General features: G+C 32.1%; 18 protein-coding genes. 2 read left to right on the top strand and 16 right to left on the bottom strand.

From position 1 onward, the window contains the following. Window positions 1-70: 70 nt before the first annotated feature. From KSU54_RS13410 to KSU54_RS13385, 6 genes are all read right to left on the bottom strand, one after another. Complete coding sequence (locus KSU54_RS13410) at window positions 71-565, bottom strand: GNAT family N-acetyltransferase (RefSeq protein ID WP_003534981.1); 495 nt, start codon at window positions 563-565, stop codon at window positions 71-73. A gap of 64 nt (window positions 566-629) precedes the next feature. Next, a complete protein-coding gene (locus KSU54_RS13405) occupies window positions 630-923 on the bottom strand; it encodes a nitrous oxide-stimulated promoter family protein (RefSeq protein ID WP_008792380.1) in 294 nt (97 codons plus the stop codon). After that, on the bottom strand, window positions 923-2,569 hold the full coding sequence (locus tag KSU54_RS13400; RefSeq protein ID WP_003534984.1) for an amino acid ABC transporter ATP-binding/permease protein: 1,647 nt from the start codon (window positions 2,567-2,569) through the stop codon (window positions 923-925). The genes KSU54_RS13405 and KSU54_RS13400 overlap by 1 nt, the downstream gene beginning before the upstream one ends. Continuing rightward, window positions 2,553-4,289 (bottom strand): ABC transporter ATP-binding protein/permease, encoded by a 1,737-nt coding sequence (locus KSU54_RS13395; RefSeq protein WP_009299401.1) that lies wholly within the window; start codon window positions 4,287-4,289, stop codon window positions 2,553-2,555. Before KSU54_RS13395 ends, KSU54_RS13400 begins: the two co-directional genes overlap by 17 nt. Further along, window positions 4,282-4,656, bottom strand: coding sequence for a YbaN family protein (locus tag KSU54_RS13390; protein ID WP_003534988.1), 375 nt, complete (start codon window positions 4,654-4,656; stop codon window positions 4,282-4,284). Before KSU54_RS13390 ends, KSU54_RS13395 begins: the two co-directional genes overlap by 8 nt. A 129-nt stretch (window positions 4,657-4,785) precedes the next feature. Then, window positions 4,786-6,336: a prolyl oligopeptidase family serine peptidase gene (locus KSU54_RS13385; RefSeq protein WP_003534990.1), complete on the bottom strand. Its 1,551-nt coding sequence runs from the start codon at window positions 6,334-6,336 to the stop codon at window positions 4,786-4,788. Between the two features lie 257 nt (window positions 6,337-6,593). On the opposite strand from KSU54_RS13385, the gene KSU54_RS13380 reads away from it, so the two are divergent. Next, entirely contained in the window at window positions 6,594-7,094 is a 501-nt protein-coding gene (locus KSU54_RS13380) for a CarD family transcriptional regulator (RefSeq protein ID WP_003534992.1), read from the top strand. Between the two features lie 9 nt (window positions 7,095-7,103). Beyond that, window positions 7,104-7,550 carry a hypothetical protein gene (locus KSU54_RS13375; protein WP_003534994.1) on the top strand — a complete coding sequence of 149 codons (447 nt, stop codon included), beginning with the start codon at window positions 7,104-7,106 and terminating at the stop codon, window positions 7,548-7,550. 32 nt (window positions 7,551-7,582) lie between these two features. On the opposite strand, the gene KSU54_RS13370 is transcribed toward KSU54_RS13375, so the two are convergent. From KSU54_RS13370 to KSU54_RS13325, 10 genes are all read right to left on the bottom strand, one after another. Then, on the bottom strand, window positions 7,583-9,007 hold the full coding sequence (locus KSU54_RS13370; RefSeq protein WP_003534996.1) for a 6-phospho-beta-glucosidase: 1,425 nt from the start codon (window positions 9,005-9,007) through the stop codon (window positions 7,583-7,585). A gap of 87 nt (window positions 9,008-9,094) precedes the next feature. Beyond that, a complete protein-coding gene (locus tag KSU54_RS13365) occupies window positions 9,095-9,844 on the bottom strand; it encodes a MurR/RpiR family transcriptional regulator (protein WP_009299395.1) in 750 nt (249 codons plus the stop codon). 47 nt (window positions 9,845-9,891) lie between these two features. Then, entirely contained in the window at window positions 9,892-10,749 is an 858-nt protein-coding gene (prmC, locus tag KSU54_RS13360) for a peptide chain release factor N(5)-glutamine methyltransferase (RefSeq protein WP_003535000.1), read from the bottom strand. Then, window positions 10,749-11,825: a peptide chain release factor 1 gene (gene prfA / locus KSU54_RS13355; RefSeq protein ID WP_003535002.1), complete on the bottom strand. Its 1,077-nt coding sequence runs from the start codon at window positions 11,823-11,825 to the stop codon at window positions 10,749-10,751. Before prfA ends, prmC begins: the two co-directional genes overlap by 1 nt. Window positions 11,826-12,188: 363 nt before the next feature. Further along, window positions 12,189-12,779 (bottom strand): thymidine kinase, encoded by a 591-nt coding sequence (locus KSU54_RS13350; protein ID WP_003535004.1) that lies wholly within the window; start codon window positions 12,777-12,779, stop codon window positions 12,189-12,191. Between the two features lie 11 nt (window positions 12,780-12,790). Further along, window positions 12,791-14,164: a replicative DNA helicase gene (gene dnaB / locus KSU54_RS13345; protein WP_003535006.1), complete on the bottom strand. Its 1,374-nt coding sequence runs from the start codon at window positions 14,162-14,164 to the stop codon at window positions 12,791-12,793. Window positions 14,165-14,173: 9 nt separating this feature from the next. Then, the gene (gene rplI, locus KSU54_RS13340) at window positions 14,174-14,620 is read right to left on the bottom strand and encodes a 50S ribosomal protein L9 (protein WP_003535008.1); all 447 of its coding nucleotides are present in this window, start codon (window positions 14,618-14,620) and stop codon (window positions 14,174-14,176) included. After that, window positions 14,620-16,581 (bottom strand): DHH family phosphoesterase, encoded by a 1,962-nt coding sequence (locus KSU54_RS13335; RefSeq protein ID WP_003535009.1) that lies wholly within the window; start codon window positions 16,579-16,581, stop codon window positions 14,620-14,622. Before KSU54_RS13335 ends, rplI begins: the two co-directional genes overlap by 1 nt. Window positions 16,582-16,622: 41 nt before the next feature. Further along, window positions 16,623-17,189 (bottom strand): DUF2232 domain-containing protein, encoded by a 567-nt coding sequence (locus tag KSU54_RS13330; RefSeq protein ID WP_003535012.1) that lies wholly within the window; start codon window positions 17,187-17,189, stop codon window positions 16,623-16,625. Window positions 17,190-17,228: 39 nt separating this feature from the next. Next, window positions 17,229-18,938, bottom strand: coding sequence for a bifunctional diguanylate cyclase/phosphodiesterase (locus KSU54_RS13325; protein WP_003535014.1), 1,710 nt, complete (start codon window positions 18,936-18,938; stop codon window positions 17,229-17,231). Window positions 18,939-19,050 lie beyond the last annotated feature (112 nt).

The following is a 19,050-nucleotide window of genomic DNA, read 5'->3' as shown; positions in this document are numbered from 1 at the left end:
AGAAAAGAGATAGCTTTCGCTATCTCTTAAGCCCCTCCACTATTGACACGGAGCCGTTTTACACCAGTTGTTATAATCTTAATTTAAATCCAATATCCCCCATGATCTTAGATGTTTCATATTGAACAAATCCAAGATTTTTAAGCAAACGAATAGATCTTATGTTGTCATCATAAACATGAGCAAAAACAATTTTAAAATTATATCTATTTTTTAACTCCAATAAAAGTGCTCGCATCGATTCAATTGCATAGCCATGTTGCCAATAATCACTATCAAAAGTATAACCGATCGTAATAGAATTAGATTCTAAGACCTCTAAAAAATAATCACCTATCAAAATATTATTTTCTTTTAATACTACACCTAATTGATAATTACCACGACTTCCATCAAAAGGATGTTTAACACAATACTCTACTCTTTTTAAGGCTTTCTGGTAAGGGTACCGCCACCATGATTGATAGAAAGCAACTTCCCTTTTATCACGATATTCACTCAAACGCATAGCATCTTTTATTTCCAACTCTCTAATTATCAAGCGTTGTGTTTCTAGATTTTCCATCAAGCCACCCCGATTCCTCTAGATATCATATCATAATATCATTACCTAGTACAATCGGTTTATTTTAGCTCATTATTTTATATTTTAGCGTATTTATTACATGTTTGAAGGCAATGACTGGATGTTTGAAGATAATTCTTTTTCCTGAATATTTCATAACTTCTCGAATTTGCTGCCGATATGTTTTTTGATAGCAATGAATCGGGCATGATGAACAAAATGTCTTTTCCTCTTTACGAGGGCAAAATTCAATTCGCTTAAAAGCATAATTTTTTAAATCACTTAAATCGACTTTATTACCATCTTCATAGATTTTAATCATTATACTAATTAATTCTTTTTCTTGATCAATCGTCATTAACTCTGTCGCCCCTGTTCTATTTTAATAATTCGATCACAGATTTTTAATGATGAAGGTCGGTGACTAACCATAATAATGGTTTTCCCTTGATGATTATCACTTAGTGATTTTAATACTAAAGCTTCATTTAAGCTATCAAGATTACTAGTTGGTTCATCCAATAGAATCAATGGTGCATCATGTAAAAAAGCTCTAGCTAGAGATAATCTTTGCAGCTGTCCCCCTGATAAAGACTGATAAAGGCTCCCGATCATTGTTTCATAACCATCTTTTAAACTAATAATAAATTCATGAAGATTGGCTTTCTTACAAGCTTCAATCACAGCCTCATCGCTAGTTTCCATCCCTAATTTAATATTATTGATAATACTATCATTAAAAACATATGTATCTTGGGTAACATAACTAATTAATTTCGCTAAAGAATCACTTTGCCATGTTTTGATGTCATGACCATTAATCAGAATTTCTCCGTCAGTAGGATCATAGAAACGCATCAATAATTTCAATAGCGTTGTTTTACCACTTCCACTTCGTCCTTCAATTCCAATGATTTCACCAGGTTTAATACTTAAATTGATTTTATCTAAAATCGTTTCAGCTTCATATTTGAATGATAAATTATTTATTTCAATCGTTCCTAAATTCCCCTGATATCCATTGATTACAGTTTCAACTTGAGGTTCTTCAGCTAATAAGTCAAGAACACGATTTCCACTTGCAAAAGTAATAACTAGATTATGTGCTAATGAAGATAAAGCCAAGACTGGTCCAAATGATGCCATTAAAGCAATCGTACTAATTAAAACGCCATTAAATTCAATTGATCCTTGGCGATATAAATAATATCCTAAGATAAACATTGCTAGTGAAAATAAACTAACACAAATATCTCCAATCATTCGATATTGACCCTCAAGATCTTTTAATTCTTTATTTTGCTCATTTAATAACTCACTTTTTTTATCTATTTCTTTTAGGCGTTTATTACCACGGGAAAATTGATCAATAATTCTTAGACCATGGACAGACTCTAGTACATAACTAGTATACTTACCATAATCATTCCGATAATTTAACCCCATATTTCCCGACTTCTTACCAACAATTAGAGGAATAATTACACCAATAAATAGGTAAGCAGTGCTTGCTAAAAGACCTAAAGCAAAATGATAATATCCAATATAGATAATCATAATAATCGAAACAATTAAAGCAATCATCACTGGGGAAATTGTATGTGCATAAAACACTTCTAAAAGTTCTACATCGCTAGTAATCATGGCTACCAAGTTTCCTTGATCTTTACCATCAAGTTTTGCTGGTGCTAATTTTCTAAGTTTCGCAAAAACAATATCTCGGATCATCGCTAATAATTTAAATGCGATAAAATGATTACACCATTGTTCCCCATAACGTAGAAAGCCCCTTAAAATTCCACAAGCAATCAATAAATATAATAAACTAGTAAAAGTCTCATGCTTAATTACTTTAATCATGATTTCTCCTGCTATTACCGTTAGAAAAATAGCAGCCAAGTAGCCAATAACACCTAAAATAATTGCTCCAAGCATGATTAAGAGCATTGATTTGACTAAAGCAATCAAACTGATTACTACTTTTAAATTACTCCGTTTTTGCATTTGCCTGGCCTCCATAATTCTCAATTTCTTTTTGGGTATTAACTAACTCTATATATTCTGGATTATTTCTCATCAATTCTTTATGATTTCCCCAGCCAATTAATCTCCCTTGACTAAAGACATAGTTACATTTACAATTTTCGACACTTGCTAAACGATGTGAAATTAAAATAACAATTTTTTCATCACGCATCTGCTCAATTACTTTCATAATTATTTCTTCACTTTCAATATCAATATTAGATGTCGCTTCATCAAAAATATAAACACTAGTATCATGCAATAATGCTCGGGCAATACTTAAACGTTGTTTTTGTCCACCAGACAAATTATTTCCACGCTCTTCAATTTCACTATCCAAACCATTAACTCCATCAAAATAATTCCATAAATTAACTTTCTTTAATACCTCAATCATTATACTATCATCACAGTTATCATTCCCATCACTTAAGTTACTACGGACAGTTCCTGCAAAAATATAAGGATTATGTTCAACCATTGTTATTTGTTTCATTAAACTTTGATGTTTGACTTGATTGACTTGATTTCCATTGTAGCTTAAAACACCTTGATAATTATCATAATAACCCATTAATAATTTAGCAATCGTACTTTTACCACTCCCTGAGCTTCCAACCACACCATAAATACCAGGTTCATCAATTTCTAAACTAACATCCTTCAATACTATTTCTTCATCATATCCAAACGACAGTCTAGTAATTTCAATTTTTTCAATCTCAGTAATTTCTAATTCTTTATGATCATTTACCGGTGTATCTAATAACCTAAAAATTTTCTCACTTGCGGCATTACCATTCATAGCGATATGGAAAAATGATCCTAGCAGTCTTAACGGAATGAAAAACTCTGCTGATAACATGATCATCATAAATGTTTGCCCTAAATCAATTGCTCCACCTTGATAACTGTATAGTGAAATAATAATTCCTAGTGCTGCACCACCATAAGCAACAAGATCCATAATGCTGATAGAATTTAGCTGCATTACCAAAACCTTCATCGTAATATTTCTAAATCGTTGTGCTTCTTCATTCATTTCAAGATGTTTAGCTTGATCCCCTTGATACCCTTTCAATGTTGTCAAGCCGCGAACATTATCTAAAAAGCGTTCAGCAAGATTCCCGTAAAGACCCCAATACTTATTTAATAATCTTTTAGCAAACTTTTGAACTAAGACGATCGATACCGGAATTAAAGGAACACAAACAAACAATACTAGGGCTGCTTTGAATTCTACTCGTCCCAAAATAATGAACAGTGTCAGTGGTGCTAACATACTATAGAAAAACTGTGGCAAATATTTACCAAAATAAATCTCTAATTGTTCAACTCCTTCACTCATTAATTGCGTTAATGAAGCCGTACTGATTACATCACTATAATGATTATTTAATAATAATACTTTCTGATAAATATCACATCTTAGTTTTCCTTTAATATTTTTTGCAGCTTTAAAAGAAAAAGATGATACTAATTTACCAAAATAACCTTTAATCAAAATTAATACAATTATGATTATGATTTTAATACTAAAATTATTTACTTGATGCCCCTGGTAAAGTTCATTGATCATATTAGCTATAATTGCAACAATTACTACTTGACTAATCAATGCCAGCCACTGCATCAAAACTTGTAAATAAATATATTTTTTATCCTCTTTTAAATAACTAACTAATCTTTTATTAATCATTGCTCACTTCTTTAATTGTTTTAATTCGAAATGCAAAATAATAATACTTAAATATTACTAATAAAACAATTGTTATCCTTCCATAAATATTATCCATCATTAAAAATGCAATTAATAACATCGTACTTGCAAACGATAACAACATCACTTTGGTTTTCAATGTCATAGCTCTTTTAGTTACAAAGTCATTTAAATGATTTTGATAAATTTTTGTCCCTTCAAACCAGACTTTAGCCCGTGAAGAACTTTTAGTAAAAAAGAACATTGCCACTAAAAGAAAAGGAGTTGTTGGTAAAACTGGTAAAACTACGCCAATCATTCCAATCCCTGTAAATATTATTCCTAGCATAAAATATAGATATTTCATATCGTTCTCCTTATGTTATATTCATCTAACATACTTTAACATTTACTTTTCATCTTTTCAATAATAAGTTAGTCTAATTTAACAATTTAATCAAAAAAGAACTTAGTTTCTCAACTAAGTTCACTACTTTTAATTATATCTCTTTTTTAATAATGCAATTCCACAAAGTCCTGCTAATGTAGTTATTGCGTATAATCCAAGGCTCACACTATCACCAGTCTTAACTGAAGTTTTAGGTGTATCAGCTGGTGTTTCTGGTACTGGTGCAGGTGTTGGTTGTTCTGCTGTTTTTCCATATTCAGCAGCCCAATTCATAATACTAACACCTTTAGCATCTTTAGGATTGTTATTTAATGTATAGATCCAAGACCAGTGATCACTATATTGAACTAATGTTGCTACACCATCTTGATCATAATCTTCTGCAAATTCTAATTTATTAGAACTTGCTCCTGTACTAGGATCTGTTACTGCTACTGTTTCATATAAAGATAATTTATATTTTCCATCTTTAGTTTCAGAAGTTGTAAAATCAGAATTTAAATCTTGTTTATGTTCTGAAGTAATTAATTCTTGTCCATCTGTTAAAGCATTAAATAAACGGATTGAGCAATCTTCTGGTTTAACACTGCTATCTGTTTTCCCTTGAACTAACCAAATTGCAGTATCAGAATTTTTAATACTTGCTAATTCTGCATCAGTTGGAGTTTCTCCACCACGAGCATCTGCTACATCTAATGCAGGACAGTTGATCATTGCAGCAGCAAATAAATCTGGATAAGCAATCAACATTCTTGTTGTCATGTAACCACCAGCTGAACATCCCGAAACAAACACTTTATCAGGATCGATATTTTTAGCTTTGATTACTTCATTAATTTCATTATACGCTTTTTCTAATAAACCATCATTTTGTGCATAATACCAAGTATCTGGTGCTTGGAAAGCCATAACATGAGCCCCTCCAAAAATATTTTGAGTCTCATCTGTAGCCCAAGCAACTGTACCACGATTAGCTAACATTTGTGCAACATTGTTGCCAGAAGATAAATAATCACCTTCACCATTACCATGGAACCAAACAATCAATGAATCTGCACTACCAGCATCATAATATTGATAATTAATTCCATCCTTTACTTTAACTGATTCAAATTTAGCAGTTTCTGCATTTATTACAGTATTATCACAAGTATAATTACCGGTATATGAATCGTTAATAACTGTACCATCTGCAGCTGTTAAAGTAACTGGCTTATTTTGTGTAACCGTATAAGTTAATTCAGCCGGATAATTTCTACCTGAACTTAAATAAGCTAAAGTGGCCCCTTCACTTTGATTAAAATAGATGTTTACATATTGTCCTTCAACTTCTACTTTAACAATTTTACGGTCAAGATCATAATCACCATAGCTAGTATCTTGTGTACCTTGACGAATATCTTCTGTTGATGCTTTAGCATGAACAGTAAATGTATCTAACCCTACACCTGTAACCTTTTTAGCAGCACCATAGTCAATTACCATTTTTGATACGACCTCACCCGCATCTGTCACTTCCCCATATAATTGACAGCTATAAGTATCTGGAGCATCAACAGCAAATAATGGGGTGCAATATGTTGTTGCTACTAATGCGAAACTTACGACCATCGCTAATAATCTCTTTAATCTCTTCATATCTCTTTCCTCCTCGATATATTTAGTTTATCACCCTTTCTCATTGAAAGCGATTACAAAAATACTTACTAAGTACCATAAATAGGTACCTAAAAATTAAAAAAACTATTGAATTTAAAATCTATTTATGATAATGATTTTAAAATTGATACATGAAATTATTTTTTTAAATGATATAATTATATTATCTCAACGTGTAGTTTGCGGAACGTAAGTCCAGTTGCAGCTACACTTTTTTATTATATGGAGGAATTTATATGTACAAAATTGGCGATACCGTTTTATATGGACGTGAAGGTGTTTGTAAGATCAAGGATATTGTTACTCGCAAACTTAACAATATCGATAAGCAATATTATTTTTTAACCCCATTGGATGATCATATAACTATTCTTGTCCCAACAGATAATGAAGAGGCTTTATCAAAAATGCGAAAAGTATTATCTAAGAAAGATATTTATGAATTAATTAAGACGATGCCAGATAATGAAACAATCTGGATCAATGATAAAAATATTCGAAAACAAAAATATAATGATATTATTAATCATGGGAATCATGAACAATTAGTTAAATTGACCAAAACTTTGTATTTAAATAAACAAAAACAAGAAAAAGCCGGAAAAAAATTTCATGTTCAAGATCAGCATTTTTTACAAACCGCAGAAAAAATGCTTTATGATGAATTTTGTCATACACTCAATTTAAAGCCAGAACAAATTTTACCATTTATTTTAGAAACTTTGAAAGAAAATTAAGGAGCATTTATGTATAAAATTAATGACTATATTATTCATAAAAACAATCATCTTTATCAAATTATCGCTATTCACAATCACACTTGCATTTTAACAACTTGGCAAACCAATGAAACAATCATTACGAATATCACCGAACTTGTCCGAAAGGTTATAACAGCTTCTGAAATGGAGGAAATTGTTGAACGAATTCCATATATTCGTACTTTAAACATAACTAGTGAACGATATCGACAAGAGCTTTACCAAAAGTCACTAGATAAATATGATGAAGTTGAGTGGATCAAGCTAATTAAAACAATCTATATTCGTCACCAAAAAAAACAGACTCAAAATTATGAACTAAAATATTTTAAAGCAGCCAAAAATATTTTTCATGAAGAAATATCACTTCTTCTAAATATTCCACTACCTAAGATTGAAACATACATAAAACAGAAAATTTTAGAAAATTAAAAACATTGACTTTTATGAGTCAATGTTTTTAATTAATCTAAATCAGTTCCATTTGAAGCAATAACTTTTTTATACCAGGCAAAACTTTTTTTCTTTGAACGTTTTAATGAACCGTTCCCTTGATCATCTCGATCAACATAGATAAATCCATAGCGTTTTGACATTTCACCAGTTGAAGCAGACACTAAATCAATACATCCCCAAGGTGTATAGCCTAATAATTCAACTCCATCTTCATTAATTGCCTTATCCATCTCTATTATATGTTCTCTTAAATATTCAATTCGATAATCATCATTTACTGAACCATCAGCTCCAATTGTATCTTTGGCACCAAGACCATTTTCAACGATAAATAGTGGTTTTTGATAACGATCATATAAAGTATTTAATGTGATTCTTAATCCTAACGGATCGATTGCCCAACCCCATTCACTAGTTTTTAAATAGGGGTTTTTAGTTCCCTCAAAAGCATTTCCAGAAGTTTTTTCAACATTTCCTTGTGTTGAAATACAACGTGATGAATAATAACTAAAAGAAATAAAGTCAACTGGATTATTCTTTAAAATTTCTTTATCTTCTGTGGTAATACCAATATTGATACCTTCACGTTCAAACATTTTTAAAGCATAGTTTGGATAATATCCACGTGCTTGAACATCAATAAACATTATATTTTCCCGATTTTTATTAATAGAAGCCCAAACATCTGCAGGATGGCAACTATATGCATAATATTCGCCTCCAGCCAGCATACATCCTACCATATTATTAGAATCAATTTCATGAGCAATCTTGGTAGCCCAAGCGCTTGCTACTAATTCATTATGAGCCGCAATATATTTAGCTTCTTTTTGATCTTCGCCTTCTTTAAACATCAGTCCTGCCCCCATAAATGGCATATGTAAGATCATATTGATTTCATTAAAAGTTAACCAATATTTTACTAGACCTTTATATCTTGTAAAAAGAACAGTAACTAATTTTTTATACATTTCAATTAATTCACGATTTTTCCATCCGCCGTACTTCTTAATTAAATGAATAGGCATATCAAAATGAGTAATCGTTACTAAGGGCTCTATTCCATATTTATGACATTCATTAAAAACATTTTCATAAAACTTTAGGCCTTCTTCATTCGGTTCATTTTCATCACCGTTAGGAAAAATACGAGTCCACCCTATCGATAGTCTAAATGTTTTAAACCCCATTTCAGCAAATAGTTTAATGTCTTCTTGATAATGATGATAAAAATCAATTCCAACTTGAGCGGGATAATAGTATCCCTCTTCAAAATCTAGCATTTCTTTCATTCCTAAGCAAACAGGAAAACGGTCTTTACCATGAGGTACTACATCAACATTAGCAAGACCACGTCCCCCTTCATTATATCCACCTTCACATTGGTTAGCAGCAGTTGCTCCACCCCATAAAAAATCTTTTGAAAAAGCCATCTTTCATTCCTCCTTTTTACTATATCCTTACCTTACTATAAAAAAAGAATAAATACTTAATAGTTCACAAACTGTGAACTAAAATATTTACTCTTGGTTTTGTTGCAATCTGGCAATAATCAAATCTGTCACAAAGCGGATATTTATCTTATTCAATGTAGAATCAACAGAGGGAACATAAATTTTTTTCCCAGCAAAAGCAATTTCTTGATTGCAAGTTATTAACCAAGCCTTTTGTTTTTGCTTTAATATTTTAGTAATTGTTCGGTGATTATACATTAGTGTATTACCATTAACACTGATAATTAAAAATACAGCGTGATCACCAATTCGATATTCTTTTCTAAAATCAACATCTACTACAATAATCGGTATTTGAAGTGCATCCAATTCAATTTGGATCATTGAACATAGTCCTTTTGCCTCTCCATGACCTAACAAAAATAGGCAAGAACAATTTCTAATATCTTCTACGAGCATATCTAGATCATTATAATTGATCTGATGTACTGTATTGGTTAATAAATTATTCATTCGCACAACTAAATCTGAACTATTACTTCTAAAATCACTATCTAACTGAAAATATCGATCCTTTAATCCAAGACTTCCGACATACATCGAACAACTTTCTTTTAACTCAGCAAAGTTATCATAACCTAATTCTTTAACGAACTTCGAGACCATGGCTTTAGAAACATGACTTCCATCAGCTACTTCCTTAATAGTTAAGGAATTAATTATAAGAATATTTTGTTTAATAAAGCTAGAGATCATATATCTAGGATCACTCGTTTGACTATTATTGATAATATCGTTTAACTTATTAATGATCATCATATCCCACCTTTATTTCATTATACAACAAAAGCACCTTTCGGTGCTTATTTAAGATTACGATAAATAAATAACATACGATCTTTTCCATTAATATCCTTAATGATTTCATGGGGATCGTTAGGAAAATATTCTTGAAGAGCTGCTTCCATAAGCTCCCGTTGATCAAATCCCATTTCAAATGCTAATAAAGCCCGTTCCTGCAATAATGGCTCGACTCCCTGAAATATTTTACGATAAAAATATAGCCCATCATTACCACCAAATAAAGCCACATGTGGTTCATTATCTTTAACCATTGCTTCGATTTCTTGTTCTTGAGGAATATATGGGGGATTAGAAACAAAAATATCAACCTTTATTTCATTTTCTAATAATGGCTCTAACATATCTCCAACCATAAATTCAATATTAGCACCCAGATTCTTTGCATTATCTTTAGCGACTGTAACTGCTTTTAAAGAAATATCAGTTGCGAAAACTTTTAGACGCGGTTCTTCTAAAGCAAGACTAGTTGCAATCGCCCCACTACCCGTTCCAACATCACAAAGAGTAATGCTTTGATATTCAGCAAAATAGTCATCAATACGATATAAAATATTTTCCACTAATTCCTCAGTCTCATAACGTGGAATCAAAACGTCTTCATTAACTTTGAAATCACGTCCAAAAAAGTTTTCTACGCCTTTTATATACTGAATTGGTTTTCCTTGATAATATTCTTCCATACCTGCCAAGAACTTGGCTTCTAGTTCTGAACTGACTTCTTCATCATACATTAAATATAACTCATGCGGTTGTTTATCAGCAAGGTGATAAAACAGCACTTTAGCAACATTAACATCTTTACTAGCATCATCTAATCTGCTTTCTGCTAATTTAATCAGCTCTTTTACAGTTGCCATTAATGTTGACCTTCCATTTTTAAACGTTGGTCTTCATTAATCAAAGCTGTAATAATATCATCTAATTTTCCATCAACAATACGATCTAATTGTTGGATCGTTAAACCAATACGATGATCAGTTACTCGATTTTGAGGATAATTATATGTTCTGATTTTTTCAGCACGATCACCAGACCCAACTTTACTCTTTCTTTCACTACCAACTTGTTCGTCATGTTGTTGCTGATAAAAATCATAAATTCGTGAAACTAAAGCTTTCATTGCTTTATCTTTATTATCGTGTTGTGAACGTCCATCTTGACTAGCTGCCACAATTCCAGTTGGAAGATGGGTAATCCTTACTGCAGAATCAGTCTTATTAATATGTTGACCTCCTGCACCACTAGCACGATATGTATCAATTCTTAAATCACTTTTATTAATTTCAACATCTACTTCTTCCATTTCCGGCATTACTAGAACAGTTGCTGTTGAAGTGTGGACACGTCCTTGCGTTTCGGTTTTAGGAACCCGTTGTACTCGGTGAGATCCAGATTCAAATTTTAATTTACCATAAACATCTTCACCCTTTACCATGAAAGAAATTAATGAATAGCCACCTGCTTCGGCATCAACAGCTTCCATTACTTCAACTTTCCAACCTTGAGACTCTGCATATTTTACATACATCCGATATAAATCTCCTGCAAAGATATTTCCTTCATCACCGCCAGCAGCACCACGAATCTCCATAATTACATCTTTATTATCATTGGGATCCTTTGGAATTAATTCAATTTCTAACTTGCTTATAATCTCAGGTAAGCGTGTTTCCAACTCCGCTAACTCCATTTTAGCCATTTCTTTAATTTCAGGATCACTTTCTTTAGCTAATTCTTTAGCATCGCTGATCCCAGCTTCTACTTCTTTATACTCTTGATATAAATCATATGCTGCTTGAAGTGATGACTGTTCTTTTGTAACTTCCGTCATTTTCTTAATATCGCTACCGATATCTGGATCCATCAGCATATGTCCTAATTCTTCATATCTATTCTCCATTGTTTTTAAACGATCTAACATACTCTCATTCATGATTTATACCTCCAAACCTCTCATATTATATAATAAACATACTAAATAAGCAAAATAAATTTTGTTTGAATTCATCGTCTTTTATTTACATTTTAAAACTTTTAAATATTTCTAATATTATTATTTAGTTCACATTCAGTTCACCTAGCTATTTTATGATATTAGTGTAGTAAGAAAACTACCCTCCCTTTAATCATAAAAACGAAGACAAGTTACTAACGTAACTTGTCTTTATTTTGCTTTAGGCCGTACTTTTTAAAAGAAGGTTGAATTTAACCAGTGTGTCTACTTGACAGCACTAAAACCAAATTAAAACCTGCTTCTTTATATTTTTATAACCCAAACTATAAAAATCTCTCATAATTAGAATTTATGCGGTTTATTAGGAACTTGATGGCAATGACGACATCTTGGTTCATAACTTTCATCAGCCCCAACCATCACGATAGGGTCTTCAAATCCTGCTGGTTTACCATTAACTAGACGTTGTGTTCTTGTCGCCGGGGCCCCACATTTAGCACAAACCGCTGTTAACTTTGTGACAAACTCTGCCCGAGTCAATAATTCAGGCATCACGCCAAATGACTCACCTCTAAAATCTTTATCTAAGCCTGCAACCATTACGCGAATTCCCTTATCAGCTAAATATTCACAAACTTCAACGATATCTTTATCAAAAAACTGCACTTCATCTATTGCTACTACTTCGGTATCAGCTTCAATTTTCTTTAAGATATCCTGGGCTTTTTCAACTACTAAACAAGGTACTTTAGCACCAGAATGAGAAACTATCTCACTATCAGAATAACGATTATCTATTTTAGGCTTAAACACAATAATATTCTTCTTAGCATAGCTTAATACATTGATGCGTCGAATCAACTCTTCTGTTTTTCCTGCAAACATACATCCACTAATTACTTCAATCCAACCTTCACGGTATTGATGATACATCTAATTCCTCCTTAACTTCTAAGATCACGCACGCCTTCACTTGTTCCGTCTGGACCCATTTGAGCCAAATCAGAAAAACGGCTATAATTCTTTTCAAAAGCAAGATTAACTTCACCTGTTGCCCCATTACGATGTTTTGCAATAATGATTTCTGTTAATCCATTATCTTCTGATTCTTCTCCAGGATCTTTATAATAATCTTCACGATAAATAAACGAAACAATATCGGCATCCTGCTCGATTGCCCCAGACTCTCTTAAGTCAGACATCATCGGCCGTTTATTAGGTCGTTGTTCAACTGAACGTGATAATTGTGATAATGAAATAACTGGTACTTCAAGTTCTCTGGCTAATGCCTTTAGCGTTCTTGAAATCTCAGATACTTCTTGTTGTCGATTTTCTTTATTTTTAGAAGCAGTTGTAATCAATTGCAAATAATCGATTACAATCATCCTTAAGCCATGCTCACTTTTTAATTTACGACTTTTTGCAACAATATCATTGATTTTAATACCCGGACTATCATCTATGTACATATTACATTTAGATACTCGTTCTGCTGCGGCATAATATTTATTTGCATTTGTTTTTAAAATTTCACCTGTTCTCATAGAAGAACCTTCTATTCCCCCCATTGAACAGATAACCCTCTGAACAAGCTGTTCAGCAGGCATTTCCAGGGAAAAAATAGCAACCGGTTCCTCAGCTTTATACGCTGCATTATGGGCTAGATTCAAGGCAAAGGCTGTTTTCCCCATCGCTGGACGTGCAGCCAAAATAATTAGATCTCCCTTTTGAAAACCAGATGTAATCTTATCAAGATCACGGAACCCAGATTTTACCCCAGATATATTTCCATCAATTTTTTGGAGTAAATTTAAACGATCCGTAACACTTTTAATAACCCCTCGAATATCTCTAAATTCACCAGCACTTCGATCTTGAGTTACTTTTAAAATCGTTTTTTCAGTTTCATCAATAAAAGCATCAATATTTTCAACATCACCATAAGCATTTTCAGCAATTTGAGTTGTCTCGCGAATAATTCTTCGCAATGTTGCTTTATTATGTAATATCTTCAAATAATATTCACTATGCGCTACAGTTGGTACAGATTCACTTAATCTAAGCAAATAATCAACACCACCTATTTTATCTAGCTGGCTATGATCCATAAGATAAGATGTTACCGTGGTAACATCTACTGGAGTGCCTTCTTCATTGATTGCAGCCATTGCCTTAAAGATTGCTTGATGACTGTCATCATAAAAATCATCTTCAACTGTTTTATTCAAGATATCAATACACTTATCTTTTGAAATAAGCATTGAACCTAATAATGATCTTTCTGCCTCTATGTCATGAGGATATTCTCGATTGGCCATACATTTCTCCTATCGTTCTTTTAAATGAACATTGATTGTTGCAATAATTCCTTTATATAAATCTACTTTTAATTTAGTATATCCTAATGCTCCAATTGGATGAGCATCAATAAATTTTCTTTTATCAATTTTAATACCATACTTTTCTCTTAATTGTTCAACTACTTGTTTAGTAGAAACGCTACCAAAAGTTTTACCATCTTTACCTGATTTTAAAGTAAATTCTAAAGTAATGCTTTCAATTTCTTTAGCTAATTCTTTAGCTTTTGCTTGATTTTCTAAATCTTGTTGGTGCTCTGCTTCTTTTTGACTCTCAACAATTTTACGACTTGTATTTGTTTCTAAAACTGCTAACTTGTTTTTAATTAAGAAGTTTTGTCCATACCCATCGGCTACTTTAACAACTTCTCCTTTTTTACCAACTTTTTTTACATCTTGTAATAAAATAACTTTCATTATTCATTCGTCCTTTCATCTAAATATTCGTTGATTGCTTCCTCTAATAAATTAATTGCAATCGTTACATCTTCATACTTTAATTGGCAAGCTGCCATAGAAAAATGACCGCCTCCACCTAATTTTTCCATAATTAACTGCACATTAACATCACGGGTACTTCGTGCACTGATAGATACCTCTTCTTTACCTGTACGACCTACTGTAAATACCGCCTTAACTCCACTAATACCTAATAGCTCATTACCAGCCTTTGCTAACAATGTTCTACTATATATTTTATCTTGACGTCCAAAAGCAATCAAGATATTTTCACCATAACGATATGCTGTTTGCGTAATTGACAATTTTGTTAGAGTCGTATCATAATCATCTTCTAGATATTTATAAGCTTCTGATACATTCGCCTGCATCTCTTTTAATTTAGCTGCAGCCTGAAATGTTCTAGTTCCTACACGTGTCCTAAAATAATTAGTATCGATCAACATTCCCGCATACATGATTGTCGCTTCACGTTCAGTCACACAAACATTTTCTTTTTGATAATCAAATAATTCTACAATCAACTCAACAGTTGACGAAGCTGCCGGCTCTAAATACGTCAGCAATGGTAATTCAATAAATTCCTCACCACGACGATGATGATCAATTACAACTTTATTTTTAATTATATCAAGTGCATTAGCATCGATTGCTAATGACGGTTTATGATTATCAACATTCACCAGCAAGGTTTTACTGTGATTAAATTCATTAATTCTAGCCGGTGTAATAAAAACTCCACGATAACGTTCATCATCACGCAGGCTCCGAGCAATTACCCCAGTCTTTTCTTCCAATGAATCATAATCAATAATGATGTGTGCCTTTTTCCCATAGGCTTTACAAATTGAATACATTGCGATTGAAGCACCAAAAGAATCAAAATCCGATTGTTTATGCCCCATAATTAAAACATTATTAGCCTGACGAATCAATCCCGCTAATGATTGAGCAATTACACGGGCACGAATTTTATTTGATTTTTCATAGCTTTCACTATTTCCACCAAAGAAACGAATTGGTTCATCATTTGATTTAACTGTAGCCTGATCTCCGCCTCGAGAATAAGCCAGCGAAAGCGCAGAAAAAGCCAGCTCATCAAGTTCACGGAGAATATTACTTCCTCGTCCAATTCCAATAGATAATGTCATCATTTGTCCTAACTGCTCTGCTTGTTCTTTAAAATAATCCAAGATCTTAAACTTATCTTCAACCTGTTTACGATAAGTCCTTTCGTTAAACATTGCAATATAACCATCACTTTTATAGCGTTTCAAAACAATTCCATTTTCTTTTGCCCAATCTAATACGATCTGGCGTGTTGTTGATTGAATTGAAGCAGCTGTTTGTTCATCAGCCTGTTCAATCGACTCTTCATAGTTATCAACCGTAATATACGCAACACAAACCTGCTGATCTTCAAACTCTTTACTAATCCCTACATAATCACTTACATCTTTTAAATATAATAAACGGCTTTCCTTACTATTATAAACCTCAAATTTACGAGAATTGATATCAATCACCTTAATATCATCATCTTCAAATAAAGAAGCTAATAACGGTTGCCATTCTAATAATTTTTTACCAACAATATTTAATTTCATCTCAGTAAATAAATCACTGATCCAAGAAATATTCCGGTTTTCATCATATTTAATCAGGCCGATTCCACCAAAAATAAAGGCATTTTTAGCTTCATTATTTAACGCTTCACTAACACTTAAATTATTTTCATTAGCCAAACTTGATGAATAAAAGATAAATCCTAGAACAATAACATTCTTTATAAATATATATGTAGCCAGAACTAAAGATGTATTACTAGAAAGAAATACATATCCCATCAAAGCAAATATAAATTCAATCAATAATAAAGCAATCACTACATTCTTTATTCGTGTCATCTTTACTGTCATTTAGCTCACCACCTCTAGAATAATATCATTATACATTAATTTTACTTTCTTTTCATCAATTTGCTTACGATTATATTTGAATACACACGAACGATGTAAGATTCACTAATAAATAGAAATATCCACAGCAATGCAAATGATACTTCCGGTGTTAGAATATTTTTTAACATTGGTATTAACGAAATAATCTCTCTATACATCTCAAGTCCCTCTTGATAAACATTGATTCCTAATAATCCTCCCAATAGAAAGAAAATTAAAAAGTTTTTTATTGCTGAAATGATCATTAAGCCATATTTAGAAAAACATTTCTGCTTTTCATGTTTTAGACAATACCCATAAAATATCCCCATCACTAAAGTAAAAGTAACATAAAATGTAAAAAATAATTCACCAACTAAAAATAAAATTACAAAAGTAACTGCTAAAACACTCAATCCTGCTCGATAGTCATATAAATAAGTATAATATACAAGCCCAATAACCATAACATAAGCTAAAACAATATCAAAGATACTCCCAGTATAAAGATTAATAACTCCTAGTACACCAAATAATGATGCCAACATCGCACCTTGTGCCATGACTTTAACTTTATTACCATTCACCTTAATTTCCTCCTTAAAAGAAAAATGCCCGCAGGCATTTTATTCAAAAATATGATAGCTCTTTTTTCCATTCTTTTTAGCTTCGTAAGCAGCACTGTCAGCTTGATGATAAATTTCATCAAATATCACTCGAGGAGTCTCGACAAAAGTGACACCAACTGAACATGAAATATCAATTTTACTTCCTGGACAAGTCGTTGCTAGTGCCTCACTAACCTGTTTTGCCTTAGAAATAACATCTTTTTTAGCTCCTACTTCTTTCATATAGACCATGAATTCATCGCCCCCAAAACGACCGACAACATCATCACCACGGAATAATGACTTTAATCGATTAGCAACAAAACGTAACGTTTCATCACCAGCACTATGTCCATTTGCATCATTAACTAATTTAAAATTATCTACATCAATCATAAATAAGGCTCCATAATTACCTGGTTCAACTAACTGAATCTCTGATGTAATTACCCGTTCCAATTCACGACGATTAATTAATCCGGTTAAAGCATCAGTCCGCGCCTGCCGTGTCAATTCAATCGTCTTACGTTTATCATCATCAATATCGTTAGCATAAAAAAAGCCCATCAACTGATTAGTTTCTTCATTATATAAAAACATCATATGCGTAGATACCCAACCATAACGCTTTTTCGTTGGACGATAAAATAAAAAACTAATTCTCAGATCATCTTTACCATCATGGTAAGCTTGACGTACATTATCCAATCCAAAAGTATCTAAAAATAAGTGTTTATCTTCATCAGCAACTAATGTAACCATCTTTTTAATAAATTCACTATAACTTGCTTTTTCATCTAATCCTAAAAGATTATATGTAACATTGTGTGCTTTAATCACTTCATCAGTAGTTAAATTAACTTCAAGATTTGTAATTGAGCGTTGCATTAATTTTTGACGATATTTAATTTCTTGAAGATAACGTGACTCAAGTCGCACTTGCTCATCAATATTTTGGTAAACTCCAACGGCTTTGATCGGCTGATTGTCATCATCAAAAATATTAGTGAATTTAACATGAATCCAAATATATTTATCACTATTAAGTGCACGCATTTTTAATTTAACTTCCCCTGTTTTTACGCCACCAATAATCTGATGATAAAAATGATAAAAATCATCAAATGAACGTTCGTGAATCAAATCACTATCAATCAATGATTCTGGGATATTTGAAAAAGCAGCTGAATCAAAATACGCTGCACTACTTTCACTTGAACAAGAAACCTGTTTACTACGATGATCATATTCTAATAAAAATACATTACTTTGATTAAATGCAATATGATACATTTCCTCATTAATTCGCGATTTTTCTTCTAGCAGGCGTTCTTTAGAACTATCGGTAATCAATCCAACAAACACATTTCGGCCATCTTCAGTGCCAATATAGTTCACTCTAAAATATGTCCACATCAATGTCCCATCATTACGAAAACAACGGCAGCCATGCTCAAATGATTCTCTATTCTTAGTAGCTTCATAAAATTCTTCTTGTAGAGGTGCTAAATCAGGTTGATAAACAATTTCAAAAACATCACTATGGAAAACCGTTTTAAAAGCTTCTTTACTATATCCAAATAACTGATAAGTTCCGTCATTTGAAAATAATGTTTTAATCTTATTTTCCTGCATTTCAAAAACAATAATCCCACCTGGTAAATTATTAATGATTTTATCCATAGATGCTCTATTTTTCTGATTAAACAGTCTATCTTGATATTCCATTTCCAGACCTCCATTCTTTGTAAGATACTTGAAAATTATATCACAATAATATCACTTCTTCAATTGTGAGATTATCGACAAAAAGTCTGATAATAACCAAATAATTTACATT

Source organism: Erysipelatoclostridium sp. MSK.23.31, assembly GCF_019125875.1.
GTDB classification, from domain to species: domain Bacteria; phylum Bacillota_I; class Bacilli_A; order Erysipelotrichales; family Coprobacillaceae; genus Thomasclavelia; species Thomasclavelia ramosa.
Note: the sequence above shows the minus strand (reverse complement) of the source record. Positions and strands in the feature narration are given on the sequence as shown.